At 60.0% G+C, this 23,253-nt stretch carries 26 protein-coding genes and 4 tRNA genes; 21 read left to right on the plus strand and 9 right to left on the minus strand.

What is annotated here, in order from left to right:
• The first annotated feature begins 1 nt into the window (after position 1).
• Positions 2-538, plus strand: a complete 537-nt coding sequence (locus KI613_RS01650; RefSeq protein ID WP_226403498.1) for a YMGG-like glycine zipper-containing protein — start codon at positions 2-4, stop codon at positions 536-538.
• Positions 539-636: 98 nt separating this feature from the next.
• Here KI613_RS01650 and lipA read toward each other — a convergent pair whose 3' ends face one another.
• From lipA to KI613_RS01680, 6 genes are read right to left on the minus strand one after another with little or no spacing between them, the layout of a single operon-like run.
• Positions 637-1,581, minus strand: a complete 945-nt coding sequence (gene lipA / locus KI613_RS01655; RefSeq protein WP_226403499.1) for a lipoyl synthase — start codon at positions 1,579-1,581, stop codon at positions 637-639.
• A complete protein-coding gene (lipB, locus tag KI613_RS01660; protein WP_226403500.1) occupies positions 1,574-2,191 on the minus strand; it encodes a lipoyl(octanoyl) transferase LipB in 618 nt (205 codons plus the stop codon). Before lipB ends, lipA begins: the two co-directional genes overlap by 8 nt.
• Complete coding sequence (locus KI613_RS01665) at positions 2,192-2,461, minus strand: YbeD family protein (protein WP_226403501.1); 270 nt, start codon at positions 2,459-2,461, stop codon at positions 2,192-2,194.
• Position 2,462: 1 nt separating this feature from the next.
• Entirely contained in the window at positions 2,463-3,338 is an 876-nt protein-coding gene (locus KI613_RS01670) for a D-amino acid aminotransferase (protein ID WP_226403502.1), read from the minus strand.
• A 4-nt stretch (positions 3,339-3,342) separates the two neighbouring features.
• Positions 3,343-4,482, minus strand: a complete 1,140-nt coding sequence (locus KI613_RS01675) for a D-alanyl-D-alanine carboxypeptidase family protein (protein WP_226403503.1) — start codon at positions 4,480-4,482, stop codon at positions 3,343-3,345.
• A 36-nt stretch (positions 4,483-4,518) separates the two neighbouring features.
• A complete protein-coding gene (locus KI613_RS01680) occupies positions 4,519-5,427 on the minus strand; it encodes a LysR family transcriptional regulator (RefSeq protein ID WP_226403504.1) in 909 nt (302 codons plus the stop codon).
• A gap of 102 nt (positions 5,428-5,529) precedes the next feature.
• On the opposite strand from KI613_RS01680, the gene htpX reads away from it, so the two are divergent.
• From htpX to KI613_RS01710, 6 genes are all read left to right on the plus strand, one after another.
• Entirely contained in the window at positions 5,530-6,405 is an 876-nt protein-coding gene (gene htpX / locus KI613_RS01685; RefSeq protein WP_226403505.1) for a protease HtpX, read from the plus strand.
• A gap of 41 nt (positions 6,406-6,446) precedes the next feature.
• The gene (locus tag KI613_RS01690) at positions 6,447-7,682 is read left to right on the plus strand and encodes a TolC family protein (protein ID WP_226403506.1); all 1,236 of its coding nucleotides are present in this window, start codon (positions 6,447-6,449) and stop codon (positions 7,680-7,682) included.
• The gene (locus tag KI613_RS01695; protein ID WP_226403507.1) at positions 7,682-8,821 is read left to right on the plus strand and encodes an efflux RND transporter periplasmic adaptor subunit; all 1,140 of its coding nucleotides are present in this window, start codon (positions 7,682-7,684) and stop codon (positions 8,819-8,821) included. The genes KI613_RS01690 and KI613_RS01695 overlap by 1 nt, the downstream gene beginning before the upstream one ends.
• Positions 8,818-11,928 (plus strand): efflux RND transporter permease subunit, encoded by a 3,111-nt coding sequence (locus KI613_RS01700; protein WP_226403508.1) that lies wholly within the window; start codon positions 8,818-8,820, stop codon positions 11,926-11,928. The genes KI613_RS01695 and KI613_RS01700 overlap by 4 nt, the downstream gene beginning before the upstream one ends.
• Entirely contained in the window at positions 11,925-12,263 is a 339-nt protein-coding gene (locus KI613_RS01705) for a P-II family nitrogen regulator (protein ID WP_226403509.1), read from the plus strand. The genes KI613_RS01700 and KI613_RS01705 overlap by 4 nt, the downstream gene beginning before the upstream one ends.
• 161 nt (positions 12,264-12,424) lie before the next feature.
• The gene (locus KI613_RS01710; RefSeq protein ID WP_226403510.1) at positions 12,425-13,000 is read left to right on the plus strand and encodes a GAF domain-containing protein; all 576 of its coding nucleotides are present in this window, start codon (positions 12,425-12,427) and stop codon (positions 12,998-13,000) included.
• Positions 13,001-13,023: 23 nt separating this feature from the next.
• Here KI613_RS01710 and KI613_RS01715 read toward each other — a convergent pair whose 3' ends face one another.
• From KI613_RS01715 to lgt, 3 genes are read right to left on the minus strand one after another with little or no spacing between them, the layout of a single operon-like run.
• Complete coding sequence (locus KI613_RS01715; RefSeq protein ID WP_226403511.1) at positions 13,024-13,776, minus strand: hypothetical protein; 753 nt, start codon at positions 13,774-13,776, stop codon at positions 13,024-13,026.
• 6 nt (positions 13,777-13,782) lie between these two features.
• Positions 13,783-14,259 carry a VOC family protein gene (locus tag KI613_RS01720; protein ID WP_226403512.1) on the minus strand — a complete coding sequence of 159 codons (477 nt, stop codon included), beginning with the start codon at positions 14,257-14,259 and terminating at the stop codon, positions 13,783-13,785.
• 40 nt (positions 14,260-14,299) lie between these two features.
• On the minus strand, positions 14,300-15,091 hold the full coding sequence (gene lgt, locus KI613_RS01725; RefSeq protein WP_226403513.1) for a prolipoprotein diacylglyceryl transferase: 792 nt from the start codon (positions 15,089-15,091) through the stop codon (positions 14,300-14,302).
• Between the two features lie 86 nt (positions 15,092-15,177).
• On the opposite strand from lgt, the gene ilvD reads away from it, so the two are divergent.
• The 14 genes from ilvD (at position 15,178) to rplL (ending at position 23,169) form a co-directional block, all read left to right on the plus strand.
• Positions 15,178-17,034, plus strand: a complete 1,857-nt coding sequence (ilvD, locus tag KI613_RS01730) for a dihydroxy-acid dehydratase (RefSeq protein ID WP_226403514.1) — start codon at positions 15,178-15,180, stop codon at positions 17,032-17,034.
• Positions 17,031-17,651, plus strand: a complete 621-nt coding sequence (rhtB, locus tag KI613_RS01735) for a homoserine/homoserine lactone efflux protein (protein WP_226403515.1) — start codon at positions 17,031-17,033, stop codon at positions 17,649-17,651. Before ilvD ends, rhtB begins: the two co-directional genes overlap by 4 nt.
• 150 nt (positions 17,652-17,801) lie before the next feature.
• Positions 17,802-18,110 (plus strand): c-type cytochrome, encoded by a 309-nt coding sequence (locus KI613_RS01740; protein WP_226403516.1) that lies wholly within the window; start codon positions 17,802-17,804, stop codon positions 18,108-18,110.
• A 99-nt stretch (positions 18,111-18,209) separates the two neighbouring features.
• Positions 18,210-18,294: transfer RNA gene (locus tag KI613_RS01745), tRNA-Tyr, on the plus strand.
• A gap of 39 nt (positions 18,295-18,333) precedes the next feature.
• Positions 18,334-18,407 (plus strand) — tRNA-Gly (locus tag KI613_RS01750).
• A gap of 30 nt (positions 18,408-18,437) precedes the next feature.
• Positions 18,438-18,512 (plus strand) — tRNA-Thr (locus KI613_RS01755).
• Between the two features lie 53 nt (positions 18,513-18,565).
• Entirely contained in the window at positions 18,566-19,756 is a 1,191-nt protein-coding gene (tuf, locus tag KI613_RS01760) for an elongation factor Tu (RefSeq protein WP_117607634.1), read from the plus strand.
• 60 nt (positions 19,757-19,816) lie between these two features.
• A tRNA-Trp gene (locus tag KI613_RS01765) sits at positions 19,817-19,892 on the plus strand.
• Between the two features lie 24 nt (positions 19,893-19,916).
• The gene (gene secE / locus KI613_RS01770; RefSeq protein ID WP_226403517.1) at positions 19,917-20,270 is read left to right on the plus strand and encodes a preprotein translocase subunit SecE; all 354 of its coding nucleotides are present in this window, start codon (positions 19,917-19,919) and stop codon (positions 20,268-20,270) included.
• Positions 20,267-20,800: a transcription termination/antitermination protein NusG gene (gene nusG / locus KI613_RS01775; protein WP_226403518.1), complete on the plus strand. Its 534-nt coding sequence runs from the start codon at positions 20,267-20,269 to the stop codon at positions 20,798-20,800. The genes secE and nusG overlap by 4 nt, the downstream gene beginning before the upstream one ends.
• A 106-nt stretch (positions 20,801-20,906) precedes the next feature.
• Positions 20,907-21,338 (plus strand): 50S ribosomal protein L11, encoded by a 432-nt coding sequence (rplK, locus tag KI613_RS01780; RefSeq protein WP_066879525.1) that lies wholly within the window; start codon positions 20,907-20,909, stop codon positions 21,336-21,338.
• A 2-nt stretch (positions 21,339-21,340) separates the two neighbouring features.
• Positions 21,341-22,036, plus strand: coding sequence for a 50S ribosomal protein L1 (gene rplA, locus KI613_RS01785; protein ID WP_226403519.1), 696 nt, complete (start codon positions 21,341-21,343; stop codon positions 22,034-22,036).
• Between the two features lie 228 nt (positions 22,037-22,264).
• Positions 22,265-22,762, plus strand: a complete 498-nt coding sequence (gene rplJ / locus KI613_RS01790) for a 50S ribosomal protein L10 (protein ID WP_226403520.1) — start codon at positions 22,265-22,267, stop codon at positions 22,760-22,762.
• A 38-nt stretch (positions 22,763-22,800) separates the two neighbouring features.
• Entirely contained in the window at positions 22,801-23,169 is a 369-nt protein-coding gene (rplL, locus tag KI613_RS01795; protein WP_226403521.1) for a 50S ribosomal protein L7/L12, read from the plus strand.
• Positions 23,170-23,253: the final 84 nt, after the last annotated feature.

The following is a 23,253-nucleotide window of genomic DNA, read 5'->3' on the forward strand; positions in this document are numbered from 1 at the left end:
CATGGCTGAAAACAAGACACTTGTTCCTCGTTTGAGTTTGCTCGGCGGAGCATTGTTTCTCGGTGCCTGTACGGTTTTGCCGACCGGGCCCAGCGTGATGGTTTTGCCGGGCACAGGGCAGACTATCGAAAGTTTCCGGGCAGATGACATGTACTGCCGGCAATATGCCCACATTCAGATTGGCGGCAAGACCGCTGGCGAGGCTGCCAGGGAGTCTGCGGTGACCAGCGCCGCCGTCGGTGCCGCCGTTGGTGCTGTGGCCGGCGCGGCGATTGGTGGTGACGGTCGTGGTGCGGCGACCGGCGCTGGCGTTGGTTTGCTGCTCGGCAGCGCAACCGGCGCCGATACGGCACGCGCCTCGGGTGTCGGCACCCAGCGTCAATACGACAATGCCTACATCCAGTGCATGTACAGCAAGGGGCACCGCGTGCCCGTGCCAGCCAGCATGGCTTACCCGCGCGCGGTGCGTTCCAGCGATGCCGGTCTGCCGCCACCGCCACCGGGCGCACCTCCGCCGCCACCGCCCGGAGTGCAATAAGCCTTCAGCCATGAAAAATGCCCGGCATCACCTGCCGGGCATTTTGTTCTTGGCCGTTTTTTCCCGTTGACCGTGGAAGTCTTCCGGTTGGTTGGAGTTCAGGCGACGCCAGCGCTGTGCGCCTGCTCGTCGGCCCAGTAGCTGGATCTGACCATCGGCGCACAGGCGGCGCCGGTGAAGCCCATTTTCTTGGCTTCTTCTTCGTACATCTTGAAGGTGTCGGGATGAACGTAGCGGGTGACCGGCAGGTGGTGGCCGGACGGCGCCAGATACTGGCCGATGGTCAGCATTTCGACATCATGGGCACGCAGGTCGCGCATGACGTCGAGGATTTCCTCGTCAGTTTCGCCGAGGCCAACCATCAGGCCGGATTTTGTCTTGACGTTCGGATAGCGGGCCTTGAACTGCTTGAGGAATTCGAGCGAGTGCGTGTAGTCGGCACCAGGGCGGGCTTGTTTGTAGAGGCGGGGCACCGTTTCCATGTTGTGGTTCAGCACGTCGGGCAGGGCGCCGCCGAGGACGTCGAGGGCGACTTCCATGCGGCCGCGGAAGTCGGGGACCAGCGTCTCGACGGTGGTCGTCGGCGACAGTTTGCGGACATTGCTGATGACGTCGACGAAGTGCTGGGCGCCTCCGTCGCGCAGGTCGTCGCGGTCGACGCTGGTGATCACGACGTAACGCAGCTTGAGCGTGGCCACTGATTCGGCCAGTTCGCGCGGTTCGTCCGGGTTGGGCGGCAGGGGTTGACCATGGCCGACGTCACAGAACGGGCAACGTCGCGTGCAGATGTCGCCGAGGATCATGAAGGTCGCCGTGCCGCGGCCGAAGCACTCGCCGATATTCGGGCAGGCGGCTTCTTCGCAGACGGTGTGCAGCTTCTTTTCGCGCAGCATGGTCTTGATTTCGCCGAAGCGGCCGGCACTGTTGCCGGCCTTGACGCGTATCCACTCGGGTTTGCGTAGCGGGGTGTCGACCGGCACGATCTTGATGGGGATGCGCGCGGTTTTGAGTTCGCCTTTTTGCTTGACGCCTTTTTCAGCCATGTTGTTTGTCCAGTTGCTGTAGCAAGTGTTGAGAGAGTTGCTCGCCGGCCTCGTGAGCGGTGAGCGGGATGTTCAGGTCTGTGGTCTGGATGACCTTCAGCCCGGCATAGCCGCAGGGATTGATCGCGGCAAAGGGGGAAAGATCCATGTCGACGTTCAGCGAGACGCCGTGGTACGAGCAGCCATTGCGGATGCGCAGGCCGAGGGCGGCGATCTTGGCCTCGCCGACATAGACGCCGGGAGCGCCGTCGCGGCGTTCGGCGGTGACGCCATGCTTGGCCAGCAGGTTGATGACAGCCTGTTCGATGGCGCTGACCAGTTCGCGCACCTTGATTTTCAGGCGAGCGAGGTCAAGCAGCAGGTAGATCACGACCTGGCCGGGGCCGTGGTAGGTGACCTGGCCGCCACGGTCGATTTTGACGATGGGGATGCCGACATCCTTGAGGACGTGTTCCGGCTTGCCCGCTTGTCCGAGGGTGTACACCGGCGGATGCTCGACGATCCAGATCTCGTCCGGCGTTTCGGCCGTGCGGCTGGCGGTGAAATCCTGCATGGCCTGGAAGGTCGGCGCATAGTCGACCTGGCCCAGGCGTTTAACAACAGGAGGCACTTACAGCACGACCTTGATCATCGGATGGCCGCTAAGGTCGGTGTATAGCGCATCGAGTTGCGGTTTGGACGTGGCAATCACGGTGCACGTCAGGCTGACGTAGTTGCCGCCCGAACTGGCGCGCATTTCCATCGTTGCGCCGTCGAAGTCCGGGGCGTGTACGGTGACGATGTCGAGGACGACCTGAGCCAGACTGTCGTCAGCCTTGCCCATGATCTTGAGCGGAAATTCACAGGGGAATTCGAGGAGAGTGTCCTTGTACGATGCCATTTCAGCCTTTGCGCATTACGGTGTTCTTGAAGTCCTGGTACCACTGCCACATCTGCTTGCCGAGCGGGCCGGGCTGGCCGGTGCCGATTGGTTGGCCGTCGAGTGTGGTGATCGCCAGGATTTCTTTTGTCGATGAGGTCATCCAGACCTCGTCGGCGGCACGAAGTTCAGTTTCTTCAATTTCGGCGATTTTTACCGGTTGACCGTGGAACTCGGCCAATTCGAGGATGACGTCGTAGGTAATGCCCGGCAGCATGAGCTGCGTCTTGGGTGGCGCGCACAGCACGCCGTCCTTGACGATGAAGATGTTTGACGCCGCGCCTTCCTTCATGAAGCCGTCGCGAATCAGCAGCGCTTCGGCGCAGCCTTGCTCGACAGCCTGCTGGCGGGCCAGTACGTTGGCGAGCAGGGAGATGACTTTCAAGTCGCAGCGCGACCAGCGCAGGTCGGGTACGGTGATCGCCGCGACGCCCTTGGCCCGCACTTCCGCTGGCGTCGTCACCAGCGGTGAAGAAAAGGCGAAAGCGGTCGGCGGCACGCTGGCCGGTGGAAAGGCGTGGTCACGCTTGTCGTCGGCGCCACGCGTGACTTGCAGGTAGATCGACTGGTCGTCCCAGGGCGCGGTTTCGATCAGCTTGAGAACAACGGCCTTCCAGCCGTCAGCCGTCAGCGGATTGGCCAGCTTGATGCCGTCCAGCGTCGCCTGCAGACGTTTCAGATGTTCATCGACACGGAACACCCGGCGCGAATAGACCGGGATTACTTCATAGACGCCGTCGCCGTAGAGAAAGCCGCGGTCGAGCGGCGAAATGCCCGCCTCGGCCAGCGGCTTGAACTGGCCGTTCAGGTAAACGGGATCGGCGACGTAGGGCGTCATGGGTTTAGTTGAACCAGAGTCGAATGGTGTCGAGGATACGAATGAAGATGTTGCCAAGTGGCACATTTTCAAGGGCAACGACCGGATATTCGCCATAAACCTTGCCGTCGATGCTAACTTTTAGCACGCCAAGTTTCTGGCCAACCGCGATCGGTGCGATCAGGCGTGGCTCGGCGACGAAATCGCTCTTGACCTTCTCGGCGTAACCCTTGGGCACGGCAATCGACAGGTCGTTGGCAAAGCCGGCCTTGACCTCGCTCTGGGCGCCCTTCCAGGCACGCAGCGTGGCAACCGCCTGATCCTTGGCGTAGAGCGTCACGGAATCGTAGGAAATGTAGCCCCAGTTGAGTAGTTTCTGCGATTCGCTGGCCCGTGCGCTGTCCGAAACGGTGCCGAGGACGACGGAAAGCAGACGGCGCTTGTCGCGCAGGGCGGAGGAAATCAGGCAGTAGCCGGCGGCTTCGGTGTGGCCAGTCTTGACGCCATCGACGGTGGGGTCGATGTAGAGCAGGCGGTTGCGGTTGGGCTGGGTGATGCCGTTATAGGTGTATTCCTTCATCGAGTAATACTTCTTGTACTCCTCGGGGAAGTCGCGGATCAGGGCGCTGGCCAGCAACGAAAGGTCGCGTGCCGTGGTGTAGTGCTCCGGGTCGGGCAGGCCGGTCGAGTTGCGGAAGCTCGATGCATTCATGCCCAGACGTTGCGCCTCGCGGTTCATCATCTGCGCAAAGTTTTCCTCGCTGCCGGCGATGCCTTCGGCCAGCGTGACGCAGGCGTCGTTGCCGGACTGGACGATCATGCCCTTGATCAGGTCTTCGACCGGCACCTGCGTATCGACGCGAATGAACATCTTCGAACCGCCGGTGCGCCAGGCTTTTTCGGAGACCGGCAGCGGCTGCTCTAGTGCCAGCGTTTTCTTGTGCAGGGCGGCGAAAGTCAGGTAAGCCGTCATGAGCTTGGTCAGCGAAGCCGGTTCCAGGCGCTCGTCGGATTTTTCTGCGGTCAACACCTGATTTGAGCCCAGTTCCAGCAGCAGCCAGGATTTGGCGGCCAGAGACGGGGGGACGGGCAATTGCTGGGCCATCGCCTGGGCGGCGAAAGCTAAACTTAGGGCGAGAAGGGTGGTCTTGCGGAACAGCGACATTGGTTTTGGACTTTGTTTTGCGTTGGGGGGTGGAAATTATACCCTTGGCTCAATCACGACTTGCGGCGCCGCGGCGCAAAGCGCCTCGACGGCCGGGTGGCGGATGCGCCGCTCGTTGGAGATGGCGTAGATGTGTTCGCTGACCCCGTTCATGGCACCGAGCGGCACGGCTTGCAACTGGCTGGCGACCTGCTCGGCGAGCGCCAGCGGGGCAGGGAAAATGCCCAGCCCGCCGCGCCCGAAGGTCGTCAGCAAGGCACTATCCTCGAATTCGCCAACGATTTTCGGGTGAATGTTCGAGTTCTCCAGCCAACGGTCGATGCGGCCCCGCAGCGCATTGTGGCGGGTGGGCAGGAGCAGCGGCGCGCCGTCCAGACTTTTCGGGAAATCCTGGCGGTACTGCTCGGCCAGCTCCTGCGTCGCGAACAGTCCGGTGGCGAATTCGCCGAGCGGCGTGCTGAATACCTTGAGATTGGCGCTGACCGGAGCGGCCCGGTCGGTCAGCACGACATCGAGGCGGTGCAGGGCGAGGTCAGCGAGCAGGGTTTCGAATTCGCCTTCGTCGCAAATCAGGCGGACATCGGCCGGCATGCTGGTCACGGTGGATAGCAGGCGGTAAGCCAGAAGTTTGGGGATTCCATCGGAAATTCCGGCGCGCAGACGAAGTGTGGACTCGCTGCCAACGCCTTCGACAGCCTCGGCCAGCGCCTCGCCGAGCTGAAAGATCTGGTCGGCGTAACCTTGTGCCACGCGCCCGGCCTCGCTCAGTACCAAGCCACGACCCTGGCTGTTAAACAAGGCCTTGCCGAGTTGCCGTTCAAGCAACGAAAGCTGGCCGCTGATGGTCTGAACGGCAACGCCCAGGCGTTCAGCTGCCCGGGTAATGCTGCCTTCCTGGGCGACGACCCAGAAGTAATGCAGGTGTTTGTAGTTGATTGGGGTCATGGGTTCTGCAGGAAAAATCGAAGGGTATTTCCATTTTGCTCCTGTTTTTTGGTTTGTTGCAATGCAATAACATCCGCCTGTTTCTCTTTCGAGGAGTTGATCATGAAACGCATTGTCCTTTTTCTCGCCACTAACCTTGCCGTCATGCTGGTTCTCAGCGTGGCGACCAGCGTGCTGGGCGTCAATAAATACCTGACGGCCAACGGTCTCAATGTCGGCATGCTGTTTGTCTTCGCCGCCGTGATCGGCTTCGGTGGAGCCTTCATTTCGCTGCTCATGTCGAAGACCATGGCCAAGTGGAGCACTGGCGCCCGGGTCATCGAAGCGCCGAGTTCGTCGACGGAGATGTGGCTGGTCGACACCGTCGCCAAGCTGGCCAAGCGGGCCAACCTGCCGATGCCGGAAGTCGCCATCTACGACGGTGAGCCGAATGCCTTCGCCACAGGCGCCACCAAGAACAACTCGCTGGTCGCCGTATCGACCGGCTTGTTGCAGGGCATGACGCGTGACGAGGCGGAAGCCGTCCTGGCTCACGAAGTCGCCCACATCGCCAACGGCGACATGGTGACACTGACCTTGATCCAGGGCGTGGTGAATACCTTCGTCGTCTTCCTGTCGCGCATCGTCGGCTACCTGGTCGATGGCTTCCTGCGCCGCGGCGACAGCGAAAACACCGGCCCGGGCATCGGCTACATGGTGACCAGCATGATCTGCGAAGTTGTCTTCGGCCTGCTCGCCAGCATCATCGTCGCCTGGTTCTCGCGTCAGCGCGAATTCCGCGCCGATGCCGGTGCATCGGGCCTGATGGGCTCGCCGGTGCCGATGCAAAACGCGCTGCGTCGCCTGGGCAACCTGCACACCGAGCCGCTGCCGCAGAACATGGCTGCCTCGGGCATCGCTGGCGGTAGCAGCTGGATGGCGTTGTTCTCGACGCATCCGCCGCTTGAAGAACGCATTGCTGCCTTGGGAGGCCGTTGACCGTAGCCAGCCAATGGCACGCGGTTTGCTAAGTAAATTTTATGATGCAATGCACAAAAATACTCGCTTTCGCTTTGGGCATGGGCGCGACGCTGGCCGTCGCGCAGCCCGAATTCGATCTGCCGAAACTGGAGGCGCTGGCCTTGTCGTCGAGTCGCGCCGTGCTGTCGGCGCGCGACCAGATTACAGCGGCGCGCTATGCGGTTGATAGCGCCGGCGCCTTTCCCAATCCCGAACTGGAATATCTCGGAGGGACGTCGCGCAGCCGCGGCGTCGGCGGCAATACCGGCGACGCACGTAGCGTTACGCTGACTCAGCCGCTCGATATGCCGTGGCGGCGGGCGGCGCGGATTGGTGCGGCGGAGGCCGGTCTGGAGTCGACGACGGCAGCGGTCAGGGCCTTTGAGGCAGATACGCTGGCCCGCCTGCGCCTGCGTTATTTTGAGGTCTTGCGGCGCGATGTTGAGCTGAGCAATACGCGTGAAGATCTGGCGGCCATGGAGAGTGTGCGCTCGCGTATCGCGTTGCGTGTCGAAACCGGCGAGGCTCCGCGCTTCGAGTTGATCAAGGCTGACGCCGAGTTGCTGAACGTTCAGAAAATCGCCCAGGCGGCCGGTTTTCGCGGTGAGCAGGCGCGTTCGCAATTGCGCCAGAGTGTAGGCGGAGCCTTGCCCAACGACTTTACGCTGAGCGGCCGCTTGCGGGACGTTCCGGAACTGCCCCCGCTGGATGGCTTGCGCAAACAATTGGCCGAAACCAGCCCGGATTTGGCGCGTGCGCGCTCCGAAATGGTGCGTGCCCAGCATCTGCTTGATCTCGAACGTCGCCAACGCTGGCCCAATGTGGCCCTGAAAGCGGGTATGGAAGAGGATCCCGATACGCGCGCCAACAAGCTCGGTGTTGTCGTGTCTATTCCTTTGTGGGACCGCCGTAGCGGCCCGGTGGGCGAAGCCTCGGCGCAGTTGTCGCGGGCCCGCCATGAGTTGGCAGCACAGGAGTTTTCCCTGGCCCAGCAGCTTGAAATAGCCTTCCAGCAATATGAAATTGCCCAGGCTCAGGTCGTCGCGCTGGAGTCCGGCATTCTCATGCAGGCCGAAGCGGCGGTGAAGGTGGCGGAGGCCGCCTATCGTTTTGGCGAACGTGGCTTTCTCGAAGTGCTCGATGCGCAGCGGGTTTTCCGCGCCGCGCGCGCCGAGCTGATTACGGCTCGCTATGAACTGGCTTCGGCCTGGGTAGAAATTGAACGACTACGGGCAATCCCCGGAGGAAAAGAATAATGAAAAAAGCCCTATTTTTGCTGTTGACCGTAGCAACACTGGCCGGCTGCAATCAGGAGAATGACAAATCGGCTGCGCAGCAGGTGCGCGATCCCTTGAGCGTCACGCCCTCGCCGGAACTGCTCGATCAGCTCAAGTTGAGCGCGGTCAGCACTCAGCCCGTGGCCGAAACGTTGCGCGTCAGCGGACGTATCGATTTTGACGAGCAACGTCTCGCCCGCATTGGTGCCACGGTGACGGGCCGGGTAACGGATATCGACGCCCTGCTTGGTCAGAGTGTCAAAAAGGGTGAAATTCTCGCCAAGTTGAACAGCAGTGAATTGTCCAGCCAGCAACTGGCTTATCTCAAGGCACGGGCTCAGCTCGAGCTGAATCGGCGCAATGCCGAACGCGCCAAGGCCTTGTTTGAGGCTGACGTGATCGGTGCGGCCGAACTGCAGCGCCGGGAAAGCGAATACCAGATTTCGAAGGCGGAAACCCGGGCGGCCAGCGATCAGTTGCAGTTGCTGGGCGTCAGCACGGCGGCCATTGATCGTCTGGGCAAGCAGGGCGAGGTCAATTCCGTGACGCCGGTCGTGGCGACCTTGAATGGCGTCGTCGTTGAACGCAAGTTGGCGCAGGGACAGGTTGTGCAACCGGCCGATTCCTTGTTTGTCGTCGCCGATCTGTCGCGCCTGTGGGCCGTGGCGCAGGTGCCGGAACAGCAGGTCAGTCAGGTCAAGACCGGACAGTCGGTGAGTATCGAAGTGCCCGCGCTGGGCCATGAAAAGCTCGTCGGCAAGCTGATTTTTGTCGGTCAGACCATCGACCCGGAGACGCGCACGGTCTTGGTTCGCACCGAACTGGATAACCGCGATGGCCGCCTCAAACCGGCCATGCTGGCTTCGATGCTGATCGAAGCCAAGCCGGTCGAGCGGCTGGTCGTGCCAGCCAGCGCCATCGTTCGTGAAAATGACGAGGACAACGTTTTTATCGCCGAGGGCGATGGCGCCTTCCGTTTGGCCAAGGTCAAACTGGGTCCCGAACAGGGTGGGGTGCGTGTTGTTTTGTCAGGTCTCAAAGGCGGGGAAAAACTCGTGGTCGACGGCGCTTTTCACCTGAACAACGAGCGTAATCGCAAGGAAATGGAGGGATCGTGATCGAGTCCCTCGTCCGTGGGGCGCTCAAGCAGCGCCTGATCGTCGCGGTGATCGCCACCGTCCTTTTCTTTTTCGGGCTCGATGCGGCGCGGAAGCTGTCGGTCGATGCCTTCCCCGATGTGACCAACGTTCAGGTCCAGATCGCTACCGAAGCCACCGGCCGTTCGCCGGAAGAGGTCGAGCGTTTTGCCACGGTGCCGCTTGAGGTGGCGATGACCGGCCTGCCTGGGCTGGAGGAGATGCGCTCGCTGAACAAGCCGGGCCTGTCGCTGATCACGCTGGTTTTCAACGACAAGACGGATGTCTATTTCGCCCGCCAACTTGTCATGGAACGCCTGCTTGAAGTCGGTTCGCGCCTGCCGGCAGGGATTACGCCGGTGCTTGGGCCGGTATCGACCGGTCTTGGTGAAGTCTATCAATACACGCTGGAGCGGCCCGATGACGGTGACCGGACCCTGAGCGTGGACGAGTTGATGAAGCGCCGCGTCGCCCAGGACTGGGTGGTGCGCCCCTTGTTGCGCTCGATTCCGGGAGTCGCCGAGATCAATTCACAGGGCGGCTACGCCAAGCAGTATCAGGTGCTGGTCAATCCCGACAAGCTGCGCCACTTCGGGCTCAGCGTCGCCGACGTCTATCAGGCGGTCGGTCGTAACAATGCCAATGCCGGTGGCGGTGTCTTGCCGCAATACGCTGAGCAATACCTGATCCGCGGCGTCGGGCTGGTGCGCGATCTCGAAGACCTGCGCGCCATCGTGCTCAAGGAAAAGGATGGCGTGCCGGTTTACGTGCGCGATGTGGCTGACGTGCAGATCGGTCACGATGTCCGCCAGGGCGCCGTGATCAAGAACGGGACGACCGAGGCGGTCGGCGGCGTGGTCATGATGATCGCCGGCGGCAACGCCAAGGAGGTGGTCAGCCGGGTCAAGGCGCGGGTCGAGGAAATCAACCGCAAGGGCATGCTGCCCGATGGCCTGAAGATCGCCCCGTATTACGACCGTTCGGAGCTGGTCGATGCAGCCTTGTGGACGGTGACCAAAGTGCTGCTCGAAGGCGTCGCGCTGGTTGTCGTTGTGCTCTTTCTGTTCCTCGGCGATGTCCGCTCCTCGCTGATCGTCGTTGGTACGCTGGTCCTGACGCCGTTGCTGACCTTCATGGCGATGAACAAGCTGGGTATTTCGGCCAATCTGATGTCGCTGGGTGGTCTGGCCATCGCCATCGGCCTGATGGTCGACGGTTCGGTGGTCGTCGTTGAAAACGCCTACCTGCAACTTGGCCGTCATGCCAAGAGCGGCGAGAGCCAGTTGCGGGTCATCCTGCGCGCCGTGGTCGAGGTGGCGACGCCAGTCATCTTCGGCGTTGGCATCATCATTCTCGTCTTCCTGCCGCTGATGACCTTGCAGGGCATGGAGGGCAAGATGTTTGCGCCGCTGGCCTACACGATTGCCATTGCCCTGGCCATTTCGCTGGTGTTGTCGATGACGCTGACGCCGGTGATGTCGACCTACCTGCTCAAGCCGCCGGCCCACGATGGTGACCACGACACCAAGCTGATCGCCGCCATGAAGCGCCGCTACCTCAAGATGCTGCACTGGACCCTGGGCAACGAGCGCAAGACGGTGATTCTGGCCGTCGGCGCCTTTATTCTGACGGTGGGTACGCTGCCTTTCCTGGGCACGGCCTTCATTCCGGAAATGAAGGAAGGTTCGGTTGTGCCGGGTATCAATCGGGTGCCCAACATCTCGCTCGACGAGTCGATCAAGATGGAAATGGAGGCCATGCGCCTGGTCATGCAGGTGCCGGGTGTCAGGTCGGCGGTGTCCGGTGTTGGTCGCGGCGAATCGCCGGCCGACCCGCAGGGGCCGAACGAGTCGACCCCCATCGTCAGCCTGAAACCCCGTAGCGAATGGCCTTCCGGCTGGACGCAGGAGGACATTCAGGACGCCATGCGCGAGAAACTGAAGGTGCTGCCGGGTGTGCAGGTGGTCATGGCCCAGCCGATTTCCGATCGTGTCGATGAAATGGTTACCGGTGTGCGCTCCGACATTGCCGTCAAGGTCTTTGGCGACGATCTTGATCAATTGAAGAAGATTGCCGGCCAGATCGGCAAGGTCGCCCAGACCTTGCAGGGGGCGCAGGATTTGCGCATCGAGCGGATCAGCGGGCAGCAGTATTTGTCCATTGAAATCGACCGGCAGGCCATCGCCCGGCTTGGGCTGAACGTTTCCGATGTTAATGACCTGCTAGAAACAGCGGTCGGCGGCAAGGTGGCGACCGAGATTTTCGAGGGCGAACGGCGCTTCCCGGGAGTGGTGCGTTTGCCGGAAAGCTTCCGCAACAACGTCGAGGCGATTTCGAACATCCTGATCACTTCGCGCAATGGTGCCCAGGCGCGCTTGGCCGACGTGGCGAAAATCAGCGTCATGGATGGCCCGGCGCAGATTTCGCGCGAGCTGGGCAAGCGGCGTATCGTCGTCGGCGTCAACGTCAAGGATCGCGACCTCGGCAGTTTCGTCGCCGAGTTGCAGCAGAAGGTAGATGGCCAGATCAAGTTGCCGGACGGCTATTATCTGGAGTGGGGCGGTCAGTTCCAGAACATGGAGCGGGCGCTCGGGCACCTGAAGATCATCATCCCGATCACCATCGCGGCGATTTTCTTCCTGCTCTTCCTGCTCTTCAATTCCCTGCGTTTCGCCACGCTGATCATCACCGTCCTGCCTTTTGCTTCCATTGGCGGCATCATCGGCCTCTTCGTCAGCGGCGAATACCTGTCGGTGCCAGCCTCGGTGGGGTTCATTGCGCTGTGGGGTATCGCGGTGCTCAACGGCGTCGTGCTGGTGTCCTACATCCGGGGGCTGCGCGACCAGGGACGCAGTGTGCGCGACGCGGTGGTCGAGGGCGCCACGCTGCGTTTCCGGCCGGTCATGATGACGGCGACCGTCGCCATGCTCGGCCTGATTCCCTTCCTGTTTTCGAGCGGGCCGGGTTCCGAGGTGCAGCGTCCGCTGGCCATCGTGGTGATTGGTGGCCTGATTACCTGTACCCTGCTGACGCTGCTCGTTTTGCCCACCATTTACCGCTGGTTTGACGATGAAGAGGTCGAAGCATGAAAGAAATCAAGGCTGTCATTCGCCCCAACAAACTGGCGGATTTGCGCGACGCCCTGGTGCTGCTGCCCGGTTTTCCCGGCATGACGGTGACCAAGGTGGAGGGTTGCAGCGCCCCGTCGCGCCATGTGCCGGCGCGGACCAAGATCAAGGACGAACTGACCGATTACACGCCCAAGGTGCGCGTCGAAATCGTCGCGCCGGATGAGGTGGCCGAGGCCATCTTCGAGCGTATTACCGAGGTGGCGAAGACCGGCCATTATGGTGACGGCCTGGTGTGGATCACCGATATCCATCGGGCCGCTTTCATTTTCAAGACGACACCCGGGCCCGAATAATCGTCATGACCTGACTATTACTTTTGTCAGGTGTGGAGGATTTCACAGGCGGAGTTGGCTGGCTTTCTTAAAATTCGGACTTGAATATTTGCCCCGCTCGGGGCCAGGTCAGTCGGAATTTTATGGAAAACATGGTCAATCCGGGTTTCAGCAGAACCCTGATGTCACCGCTGGAGCTGCAGGAAGGCATTGCCAGCCTGTCGCGCGGCGCCTATTTCAAGGAGGCGCCGCTCGACATGATGCTGAGCATCCTGACCGAGTCGGCGGCGCAGATGTCCGGTGTCGAGCGCGTCAGCATCTGGGCGCTCACCAACCAGCATCAGGAACTGCTTTGCCTTGACCTGTTCGAGCTGTCGCCACGGCGCCACAGTAAAGATCAGCGTATCCATGCCCGCCAGTATCCGTTCTACTTCCAGGCATTGCGGGCCGGTAGCTGCATTGCGGCTGACGATGCCTACAAGCATCCATTGACCGCCGAATTTGCTGCCGATTACCTGCCCCATCATGGCGTGACGGCCATGCTTGATACCCCAATTCACATTCGCGGCGAGTTGCAGGGCGTGCTCTGTCTCGAGCAGGTTGGCTCGCGTCAACCGTGGACGTCGGCACACGGGCTGTTTGCCCAGGCGGTGGCCAATCTGGTAACGCTGGCCTTGGTTGAGTACGAGGCGGAAGAAGCGAAGCTTCAAGCCCGTGCCGTCGGCGAACAGCTACGCGCCGTCAGCGGTGCGCGCTGACGACATTTCAATTTTGGCCGAAATTACCGGTTGACCGTAGCAATGGTGGTGCCGAGTGCTTCGAGCCGGTTTTGCACTTCCAGGCGGACGGCGGGGCTATCGAGGTCGGCAGCATTCCGGTTGATGCAGTCGGATAGCTGTCGAGCGAGATGCATGACGCCCCAAATTTCGAGCAGTTCGGCCTGTTGGGCCAGCTTGAGCGCTTCCGTGGTCAGGGCGTAGGCATCCGGCGGCAGGGCGGCCAGGGCATCGTGCATCAACTGGATTTGCTCGCTGGCTTCATCGACGAATAGTTGGTCGAGAACGGCCGAGCGCTCGTCGGCGTTCGTCGCCTTGGCGCATGCCTCGAGGCGTCCGGCGAAGTGGCCGGAGCGCTCGGGGAAGGCAGGGTGCTCAAGGCCCTCGGCTTCACTCAGGCATTCGATGGCGGCGCTCATGGCGGCAATCAGGCGAGGCGGCAGAACATTTTCTTCGAGACGGTCGGCAGCGCTGGCCAGTGATTCGCCGAGACGCAGGCAGTTGGCATCGGCGGTTTCGATGGCGATGGCGTAGAGCCCGAAAATGGCCGGTCGAATATCGTCGGCGCCGGCGCCATGGCGCTCGGACCACGCCATGGCAAGCCGTTTGCCGGCAGCAATCCAGCGCTCATTGAGCTTCGGATCGAAGCGCGCCTTTCTGGGTGTGGCCACCCAGGGCAGGATCGCCGCGGTTGCCTCCAGCGTGGGGGCGAGCGCGGCGCGGGTTCCCTCGAGTTCGTGCTCGGGGATGTCAGCCATTTTGACTTATTGGGCGGCCAGCTTGGCGAAGGCCGAGACGACTTCCGGCGGCGCCTGAACGAGTTCGATCAGCACGCCTTCGCCGCCAATCGGGAATTCATCATTGCCCTTCGGATGCAGGAAGGTGATGTCGAAACCGGCCGCGCCCTTGCGGATGCCGCCCGGGGCAAAACGTACGCCGTTGGCCGACAGCCATTCGACAGCCTTGGGCAGGTCGTCGATCCACAGGCCGACGTGGTTGAGCGGTGTGGCATGCACGGCCGGCTTCTTTTCCGGGTCGAGCGGCTGCATGAGGTCCACTTCAACCTTGAACGGGCCGGTGCCCATGGCGCAGATATCTTCGTCGACGTTTTCGCGCTCGGAAACGAAGGTGCTGGTGATTTCCAGGCCGAATTTTTCGACCCACAGGGTGCGCAATTTTTCCTTGGAAGGGCCGCCGATGGCGATTTGCTGGATGCCGAGAACCTTGAACGGACGTGTCATGAGTCGATTCCTGTCGTGTAGTGGATAACGTAATCCATAATTATAGAGATTTCCGGCGCTTGGCGAGCACCAGCAAAACGACACCGGCCAGCACCATCGGCAGCGACAGCCACTGACCCATGCTGATCGTGTAGGACTGGCCAAATATGCCGGCATCGGGCTCGCGGAAGAATTCGGTGATGAAACGGAAGCAGCCGTAGCCGATCAGGAAAACACCGGAAACCGCACCGCGTTGCTGCGGTCGACCGGAAAAAAGCCACAAAATTGAAAAGAGGGCGAGGCCTTCCAGCCCGATGTGATAAAGCTGCGACGGGTGACGTGGCTGCATGTCGCCGGATTGCGGGAAGATCATCGCCCACGGCAGGCTGGCGTCGGCGACGCGGCCCCACAGTTCGCCGTTGATGAAATTGCCGAGACGGCCGGCCGCCAGGCCAAGCGGGACTAGCGGGGCGACGAAATCCATGATGTCCCACCAGTTAATCCGCTGTTTGTTGGCCCATAGTCCCATGGCGGCGAGCACGCCGAGAAAACCGCCATGGAAGCTCATGCCGCCTTTCCAGACAGCAAAAATTTCCAGAGGATTGCTCAGGTAGTAACCCGGCTCATAGAACAGCACTTGCCCAAGGCGCCCGCCGACAATGACGCCGAGCATGCCGTAAAAGAGCAGGTCGTCGAGCTGCTCGACGGTGAGAATCGACGGGTGACTTTTAATCCGGTAGCGGCCGAGCAAAATAAACTGAACGAAGGCGACGAGATACATCAAACCGTACCAGCGCACCGACAGCGGGCCAAGCGAGAAGGCGACGGGGTCGAACTGGGGATGAAGAAGCATTGAAGGTTCAGAGTGGGCTAGAATTAGCCGATTATAGTTCGCGCGCCATGACATGACGTCGGCGCCAGATTCAGACGGAGATTTACATGCCTCAATACCGTTCCCGCACCTCCACCCACGGCCGCAACATGGCCGGTGCCCGCGCCCTGTGGCGCGCTACAGGAATGAAGGATGGCGATTTCGGCAAGCCGATCATCGCCGTGGTCAACAGCTTCACCCAGTTTGTTCCTGGCCATGTACACCTCAAGGACATGGGCCAGCTGGTGGCGCGCGAGATCGAGGCGGCCGGCGGCATCGCCAAGGAATTCAACACCATCGCCATCGACGATGGCATCGCCATGGGGCACAGCGGCATGCTCTACTCGCTGCCCAGCCGCGACCTCATCGCCGACTCGGTCGAATACATGGTCAACGCCCACTGCGCCGACGCCATGGTCTGCATCTCCAATTGCGACAAGATCACCCCGGGCATGCTGATGGCCGCCATGCGCCTTAACATCCCGGTCATCTTCGTCTCCGGCGGTCCGATGGAGGCCGGCAAAGTCAAGATTCAAGGCAACGTCGTACACCTCGACCTCGTTGATGCCATGGTCAAGGCCGCCGACCACTCGGTTTCCCAGTCCGATCTCGACGAAATCGAGCGTTCCGCCTGCCCGACTTGCGGCTCCTGCTCCGGCATGTTTACAGCCAATTCGATGAACTGCCTGACCGAAGCCTTCGGCCTCAGCTTGCCGGGGAACGGCACCGTCGTCGCCACGCACGCCGACCGCAAGCAGCTTTTCCTGCGCGCCGGCCGCCTGATCGTCGATCTGTGCAAGCGTTATTACGAGCAGGATGATGCCTCGGTCCTGCCGCGTTCCATCGCCACCAAGGCCGCCTTCGAGAACGCCATGACCCTCGACGTCGCCATGGGCGGCTCGACCAACACCGTACTCCACATCCTGGCTACGGCGCAGGAAGCCGGCGTCGACTTCACGATGGCCGACATCGACCGCATTTCACGCGCCGTTCCCTGCCTGTGCAAGGTCGCGCCGATGACTGACAAGTACCACATCGAGGATGTCCATCGGGCCGGCGGCATCATGGGCATCCTGGGCGAACTGGACAGGGCAGGGCTGATCACGCGCGATGTGCCGACCGTTCATATCAAAAATATCGGGGAAGCCATCGAACGCTGGGACGTCGTCCGCGAACACGACGTCAAAGTGCACGAGTTTTTCAAGGCCGCTCCGGGCGGCGTGCCGACGCAAGTTGCCTTCTCGCAGGATCGTCGCTTCAATGAACTCGATCTTGATCGCACCAATGGCTGTATCCGCAACAAGGCCAACGCCTTTTCGCAGGAAGGCGGCCTGGCCGTCCTGTACGGCAACATCGCGCTTGACGGCTGCATCGTCAAGACGGCCGGCGTTGATGAATCGATCTGGAAATTCAGCGGTCGTGCTCGCGTCTTCGAAAGTCAGGATGCTGCGGTCGACGCCATTTTGGGCGAGAAAATCATTGCCGGCGATGTTGTTGTCATCCGCTATGAAGGTCCAAAGGGCGGCCCCGGCATGCAGGAAATGCTCTATCCAACCTCGTATCTCAAGTCGATGGGACTCGGCAAAGCCTGCGCGCTACTCACCGATGGTCGTTTCTCTGGTGGCACCTCCGGCCTTTCCATCGGCCACGCTTCGCCGGAAGCGGCGGATGGCGGCGCCATCGGTCTGGTCGAAGAGGGTGACACCATCGAAATCGACATCCCGAATCGGCGCATCCACTTGGCTATCGCCGATGACGAACTCGCCAGCCGCCGCGCTGCGATGGAAGCCAAGGGCGATGCTGCCTGGCAACCGGTCAATCGCGAACGCACGGTTTCTGCCGCGCTGCAAGCCTATGCCCTGATGGCCACCTCGGCCGACAAGGGCGCCGTGCGCGACGTGAAGCAGATTCAGCGCCGTAAATGACAATCGCAGTCTGGCTTGGTTTTCTGCTGGCGGCCATTCTGATCGCCGTGACCCCCGGGCCGGGCGCGGTGATCAGCATGAGCACCGGCATGCGGCACGGCTATTGGGCCGCACTGACAGCCATTCTTGGCCTTCAGTCGGCGATTTTGCTCCATTTGCTGATTGTTGCGCTCGGCCTCGGCGCGCTATTGGCCGCCTCGGAAACAGCATTTTTGCTGGTCAAGTTTGTGGGTGCGGCCTACCTGCTCTGGCTCGGTATCCAGAAATGGCGGGCTCCCGTCGTTCCGGTCGACGCCAATGCACCGATGGTGCGTCGCAAAGGGCTATTCATGCAGGGGGTTCTGGTCAATCTGACCAATCCGAAGGCCATCATATTCATCGGTGCGCTGGTGCCCCAGTTTGTTAATCCAGCGGAACCCCAAATTCCCCAGTACCTGTTGATAGCGACAACACTCTGTCTGACTGACATGGTGGTGATGTCCGGGTACGCGCTAGCCGCGGTACATCTCGGCCGGTGGTTGCATGACCCGGTCGCCATTCGTGTGCAGAATCGTCTTTTCGGTGGTTTGTTCGTCTCGGCCGGTGCGTTGTTGGCAGTATCGTCGCGACCTTCATAAGTATTTGCTGTCAACGTGTTGCCAAGGTTGTGCGTTAATTACCTTGAGCAGGAGAGGCGCATACCCCAGGCATCCTGTTTGCAAGGGATAGAAAAGGGTTTTATCATCCAAGACTGATTTATCCACCAACCTGAATAACGGAGCGAGAGAATGAAAGCTGTTTATGTTGCCGTGATGGCTGCCGCTGGTATCGTAATGGCCGGTCAGGCCCAGGCCGACGAAGCTCTGGCCAAGGCCAAGAACTGCATGTCCTGCCACGCCATCGACAAGAAGCTGGTTGGTCCGGCTTACAAGGAAGTTGCTGCAAAATACAAGGGCGACAAGGCTGCCCCCGCCATGCTGGCCGCCAAAGTCAAGGCTGGTGGCAAGGGTGTCTGGGGTCAGATCCCGATGCCGCCCAACAACGTTACCGAAGACGAAGCCAAGAAACTGGTTGCCTGGGTGCTCTCCCAGAAGTAATTTTAGTTTCGAAAGCGGAAAAAGCCGGCTATATGCCGGCTTTTCTGTTTTTTGGTGTTGACAGGGCTGGTGGTCGTCCGGATAATCCCGGGTTCTTCCGGAGGGGTACCCAAGCGGTCAACGGGAACAGACTGTAAATCTGTCGGCTCTGCCTTCGAAGGTTCGAATCCTTCCCCCTCCACCAGATTAAATGCTGTAGCAGCCTGTGTTGCGGGCGTAATAAGCGGGTGTAGCTCAATGGTAGAGCTGAAGCCTTCCAAGCTTAAGACGAGGGTTCGATTCCCTTCACCCGCTCCATAACGCAGTACGGCTGGAGTTTTAAGGTAGGCCCATGTGGCTCAGTGGTAGAGCACTCCCTTGGTAAGGGAGAGGTCGGCAGTTCGATCCTGCCCATGGGCACCACCGATTAGCTTGGATTCTGGATTTTTTATTTATTTGATTATTGAGGAACTAGAATGGCTAAGGAAAAATTCGAGCGTACCAAGCCGCACGTGAACGTCGGCACGATTGGACACGTTGACCATGGTAAGACGACGCTGACGGCGGCGATCACGACGGTGCTGTCCGCCAAGTTTGGTGGTTCGGCCAAGAAGTATGACGAAATTGATGCGGCGCCGGAAGAAAAGGCCCGTGGTATTACCATCAATACCGCCCACGTCGAATACGAAACCGCCAACCGTCACTACGCCCACGTTGACTGCCCGGGACACGCTGACTACGTCAAGAACATGATTACCGGTGCTGCCCAGATGGACGGCGCCATTCTCGTCTGTTCCGCCGCTGACGGCCCGATGCCGCAGACCCGCGAGCACATCCTGCTTGCCCGTCAAGTTGGTGTGCCGTACGTTCTGGTGTTCATGAACAAGTGCGACATGGTGGATGACGCCGAGCTGCTCGAGCTTGTCGAAATGGAACTCCGTGAGCTCCTCTCCAAGTACGACTTCCCGGGCGACGACACCCCGATCATTCACGGTTCTGCCCTGAAGGCACTTGAAGGCGATCAGTCCGAAATCGGCGAACCCTCCATCTTCCGTCTGGCAGATGCCCTGGACTCCTACATCCCGACCCCGGAACGTGCGATTGACCAGCCCTTCCTGATGCCGGTTGAAGACGTCTTCTCCATCTCCGGTCGCGGTACTGTTGTCACCGGTCGTATCGAGCGTGGCGTCGTCAAGGTTGGCGAAGAAATCGAAATCGTCGGTATTCGTCCGACCGTCAAGACCACCTGTACCGGTGTCGAAATGTTCCGCAAGCTGCTCGACCAAGGTCAGGCTGGCGACAACGTTGGCGCCCTGTTGCGTGGTACCAAGCGTGAAGACGTCGAGCGTGGCCAAGTGCTGTGCAAGCCGGGCTCTGTCAAGCCGCACACCCACTTCACCTCGGAAGTGTACATTCTGTCCAAGGACGAAGGTGGTCGTCACACCCCGTTCTTTAATGGTTACCGTCCCCAGTTCTACTTCCGTACGACCGACGTGACTGGCTCCATCGACCTGCCGGAAGGCGTCGAGATGGTGATGCCTGGCGATAACATCGCCATGACCATCAAGCTGATCGCCCCGATCGCCATGGAAGAAGGTCTGCGCTTCGCCATCCGTGAAGGCGGTCGTACCGTCGGCGCCGGCGTCGTCGCTAAGATCATCGAGTAATCGGTAATTTTTGTAATCAAGGCGCTTCGGGCAACCGGGGCGCTTTGATGTTTCTGCCGCAGGGGTGTAGCTCAATTGGTAGAGCAACGGTTTCCAAAACCGTAGGTCGGGGGTTCGATTCCCTCCGCCCCTGCCACTCTCTTTAAAGATCGCGAATTTCATGGCTGACAAGATCAAGTTTGCGCTGGCGCTGGTTATTCTGGCGGCTGGCGTGGCTGGCTTCTACCTGCTCTCAGAGCAGGCAATGATTTTGCGCGTCCTGGCGGTCCTCGTTGGGTTGGCGCTGGCGATTGCTGTAGCTTGGAAAACCGAGCCCGGGCAACGTTTTTTCATGTTTGCCAACGAGGCAGTTGTCGAGGCCAAGAAAGTTGTTTGGCCTAGCCGCAAGGAAACCATGCAGACGACCGGGGCGGTATTCGCTTTTGTCGTCGTGATGGCGATCTTCCTGTATCTCACTGACAAAAGCCTCGAGTGGGTTCTTTACGACCTGGTCTTGGGCTGGAAGAAATCATGAGTAAACGCTGGTACGTTGTTCACGCTTACTCGGGCTTCGAAAAGAGCGTAATGCGCGCAATTTTGGAGCGCATAGAGCGTCTTGGTATGCAGGACAAATTCGGCCGCATTCTGGTGCCGGTTGAGGAAGTGGTTGAAATGAAGAATGGCCAGAAGGCCATCTCTGAACGCAAGTTCTTCCCGGGCTATGTGCTGTGCGAAATGGAAATGGACGATGATTCCTGGCACTTGGTGAAGAACACGCCCAAGGTGACCGGTTTTGTCGGGGGCACGGCGACCAAGCCCACGCCGATTTCTGAAAAAGAAGTTGAAAAAATCATGCAGCAAATGCAGGAGGGTGTTGAGAAACCCCGTCCGAAGGTGCTGTTTGAAGTTGGCGAAGTTGTGCGCGTCAAGGAGGGTCCGTTTACCGACTTCCATGGTGCCGTCGAGGACGTCAATTACGAAAAAAATCGCATCCGTGTTTCGGTGACCATCTTTGGTCGCGCTACGCCGGTCGAGTTGGAGTTTGGCCAGGTCGAAAAAGCCTGATCGCTGTTTTAGGGCAAGCCGAAAGCCCTCCGTTTCGGCAAGAGGAGCGTTGGTAGCGGAAGTGTTTCCGTGAAGGCGCGCTACCACTCATCAATAAGGAGCAATTATGGCCAAGAAAATTATTGGTTATATCAAGCTGCAAGTGCCTGCTGGCAAGGCAAATCCGTCGCCCCCAATCGGTCCGGCGCTGGGTCAGCGTGGTCTGAATATCATGGAATTCTGCAAGGCATTCAATGCCCAGACGCAAGGCGTTGAGCCGGGTCTGCCGATTCCTGTCGTGATCACTGCATTCGCGGACAAGTCTTTCACTTTTGTGATGAAGACGCCGCCGGCCACGATCCTGATCAAGAAGGCTGCTGGCATCAAGTCCGGTTCGGCCAAACCGCATACCGACAAGGTTGGCAAGATCACTCGTGCTCAGGCTGAAGAAATCGCCAAGACCAAGATGCCTGACCTTACCGCTGCCGATATGGATGCAGCCGTTCGCACCATCGCTGGTTCCGCCCGCTCCATGGGCATTACGGTAGAGGGTCTGTAATCATGGCTAAGCTCACCAAAAAGCAAAAAGCCCAAGCGGGCAAGATTGTTGCGATGAAGTTGTACCCGGTTCAGGAAGCACTGACTCTGGCCAAGGAAACCGCAACCGCCAAATTCGACGAGTCGATCGACGTTGCTGTAAATCTGGGTGTCGATGCACGCAAATCGGACCAGGTTGTTCGTGGTTCTGTCGTTCTGCCAGCTGGTACCGGCAAGTCAGTCCGTGTGGCCGTTTTCGCCCAGGGCGAAAAGGCTGAGGCCGCCAAGGCCGCCGGTGCCGAAGTTGTCGGTTTCGACGACTTGGCCGCTGAAGTCAAGGCCGGTAACCTGAATTTTGATGTCGTCATCGCTACGCCGGATGCCATGAAGATCGTCGGCCAACTCGGCCAGATCCTTGGCCCGCGTGGTTTGATGCCGAACCCGAAGGTTGGTACCGTGACGATGGATGTCGTCACTGCCGTGAAGAACGCCAAGGCTGGTCAGGTTCAATACCGTACTGACAAGGCCGGAATCATTCACGCCACCATCGGCCGCGCCTCCTTCTCGATCGAGAGCCTCGAGTCCAACCTGAAGGCGCTGATTGATGCATTGAACAAGGCGAAGCCGGCTTCTTCCAAGGGCCAGTATCTTCGCAAGGTTGCCGTTGCTGCCACGATGGGCCCCGGCGTTCGCGTCGATCAGGCCACTCTTGTTGGCTAAAAGTACTTTGGGCTGCTGGTGATTGCCTAGGCAGTCACCGGCAGATCGTCAAAGACCGCAGGCGCCTCGGTAACGAGGCTTAATCGCGAAAGCACCCTGCGCAGACGGTGTCCCAGAACAAGATTTTCTGCTGCCCGGCAACGGGGGGCATAGCTTCTGGTTCAGGTCGCCGTAGGTACGGCGGGAAATTCTTCCCGTCGTGTTATGACTTGAAAGGAGGAAAGACCTGTGGGTCTCAATCTGAACGACAAAAAAGCGGTTGTAGCTGAGGTATCGGCACAAGTAGCCAGCGCCCAGACCATCGCGATTGCCGAATATCGTGGCATCGAGGTCGGTGACCTCACGGTGTTGCGCAAGAAGGCTCGCGAATCTGGCGTCTATCTGCGTGTGTTGAAGAATACCTTGGTGCGTCGCGCGGTCGCGGACACTTCGTTCGCCGGCCTGGCTGATCACATGGTCGGTCCGCTGATCTATAGCGTATCGGCTGATCCCGTGGCTGCAGCGAAGGTTCTCAGCGACTTCGCCAAAACCAACGACAAATTGGTGCTCAAGGCCGGTTCCTATGCCGGCAAGGTGCTCGACAAGGCTGGTGTGCAGGCGCTTGCGTCCGTCCCAAGCCGCGAAGAGTTGCTCTCCAAGCTGCTGTACGTCATGCAGGCTCCGGTCGCCGGCTTTGTCCGTGGCCTTGCTGCACTGGCAACGCAGCGCGAAGAAGCTTCCGCTTGATCCCTACCGCATACGAACTGATTTAGGAGTTTATTGAAATGGCAATTAGCAAAGAAGACATCCTGGAAGCCGTTGGCTCCCTGACCGTTATGGAACTGAATGACCTGGTCAAGGCATTCGAAGAGAAGTTTGGCGTTTCCGCCGCTGCCGTCGCCGTTGCCGGTCCGGCTGGCGCTGCTGCGGTTGTCGAAGAGCAGACCGAATTTACCGTTATGCTGAACGCTGCCGGTGACAAGAAGGTCGAAGTCATTAAGGTTGTTCGTGCAGTGACCGGCCTGGGCCTCAAGGAAGCCAAGGATCTGGTTGACGGCGCTCCGAAGGCTGTCAAGGAAGGCGTTTCCAAGGCTGACGCAGAAGCCCTCAAGAAACAACTGGAAGACGCTGGCGCCAAGGTCGAAGTCAAGTAATCGACGCTTCGCAAGTGGGCTGGCGGCTTTGTCGCCAGCCCTTTTATGCTTTGTATTGCAGGCTTATACACCCCAAAAACGAAC

This window comes from Ferribacterium limneticum (assembly GCF_020510585.1).
GTDB lineage: Bacteria > Pseudomonadota > Gammaproteobacteria > Burkholderiales > Rhodocyclaceae > Azonexus.

What these genes read in the sequence shown, in the direction of transcription:
- KI613_RS01650 (WP_226403498.1), top strand. Translation starts at nt 2, where the DNA reads ATGGCTGAAAACAAGACACTTGTTCCTCGTTTGAGTTTGCTCGGCGGA.
- lipA (WP_226403499.1), bottom strand. Translation starts at nt 1,581, where the DNA reads ATGGCTGAAAAAGGCGTCAAGCAAAAAGGCGAACTCAAAACCGCGCGC.
- KI613_RS01665 (WP_226403501.1), bottom strand. Translation starts at nt 2,461, where the DNA reads ATGGCATCGTACAAGGACACTCTCCTCGAATTCCCCTGTGAATTTCCG.
- KI613_RS01670 (WP_226403502.1), bottom strand. Translation starts at nt 3,338, where the DNA reads ATGACGCCCTACGTCGCCGATCCCGTTTACCTGAACGGCCAGTTCAAG.
- KI613_RS01675 (WP_226403503.1), bottom strand. Translation starts at nt 4,482, where the DNA reads ATGTCGCTGTTCCGCAAGACCACCCTTCTCGCCCTAAGTTTAGCTTTC.
- KI613_RS01680 (WP_226403504.1), bottom strand. Translation starts at nt 5,427, where the DNA reads ATGACCCCAATCAACTACAAACACCTGCATTACTTCTGGGTCGTCGCC.
- htpX (WP_226403505.1), top strand. Translation starts at nt 5,530, where the DNA reads ATGAAACGCATTGTCCTTTTTCTCGCCACTAACCTTGCCGTCATGCTG.
- KI613_RS01690 (WP_226403506.1), top strand. Translation starts at nt 6,447, where the DNA reads ATGATGCAATGCACAAAAATACTCGCTTTCGCTTTGGGCATGGGCGCG.
- KI613_RS01695 (WP_226403507.1), top strand. Translation starts at nt 7,682, where the DNA reads ATGAAAAAAGCCCTATTTTTGCTGTTGACCGTAGCAACACTGGCCGGC.
- KI613_RS01705 (WP_226403509.1), top strand. Translation starts at nt 11,925, where the DNA reads ATGAAAGAAATCAAGGCTGTCATTCGCCCCAACAAACTGGCGGATTTG.
- KI613_RS01710 (WP_226403510.1), top strand. Translation starts at nt 12,425, where the DNA reads ATGTCACCGCTGGAGCTGCAGGAAGGCATTGCCAGCCTGTCGCGCGGC.
- KI613_RS01715 (WP_226403511.1), bottom strand. Translation starts at nt 13,776, where the DNA reads ATGGCTGACATCCCCGAGCACGAACTCGAGGGAACCCGCGCCGCGCTC.
- KI613_RS01720 (WP_226403512.1), bottom strand. Translation starts at nt 14,259, where the DNA reads ATGACACGTCCGTTCAAGGTTCTCGGCATCCAGCAAATCGCCATCGGC.
- lgt (WP_226403513.1), bottom strand. Translation starts at nt 15,091, where the DNA reads ATGCTTCTTCATCCCCAGTTCGACCCCGTCGCCTTCTCGCTTGGCCCG.
- ilvD (WP_226403514.1), top strand. Translation starts at nt 15,178, where the DNA reads ATGCCTCAATACCGTTCCCGCACCTCCACCCACGGCCGCAACATGGCC.
- rhtB (WP_226403515.1), top strand. Translation starts at nt 17,031, where the DNA reads ATGACAATCGCAGTCTGGCTTGGTTTTCTGCTGGCGGCCATTCTGATC.
- KI613_RS01740 (WP_226403516.1), top strand. Translation starts at nt 17,802, where the DNA reads ATGAAAGCTGTTTATGTTGCCGTGATGGCTGCCGCTGGTATCGTAATG.
- tuf (WP_117607634.1), top strand. Translation starts at nt 18,566, where the DNA reads ATGGCTAAGGAAAAATTCGAGCGTACCAAGCCGCACGTGAACGTCGGC.
- secE (WP_226403517.1), top strand. Translation starts at nt 19,917, where the DNA reads ATGGCTGACAAGATCAAGTTTGCGCTGGCGCTGGTTATTCTGGCGGCT.
- nusG (WP_226403518.1), top strand. Translation starts at nt 20,267, where the DNA reads ATGAGTAAACGCTGGTACGTTGTTCACGCTTACTCGGGCTTCGAAAAG.
- rplK (WP_066879525.1), top strand. Translation starts at nt 20,907, where the DNA reads ATGGCCAAGAAAATTATTGGTTATATCAAGCTGCAAGTGCCTGCTGGC.
- rplA (WP_226403519.1), top strand. Translation starts at nt 21,341, where the DNA reads ATGGCTAAGCTCACCAAAAAGCAAAAAGCCCAAGCGGGCAAGATTGTT.
- rplL (WP_226403521.1), top strand. Translation starts at nt 22,801, where the DNA reads ATGGCAATTAGCAAAGAAGACATCCTGGAAGCCGTTGGCTCCCTGACC.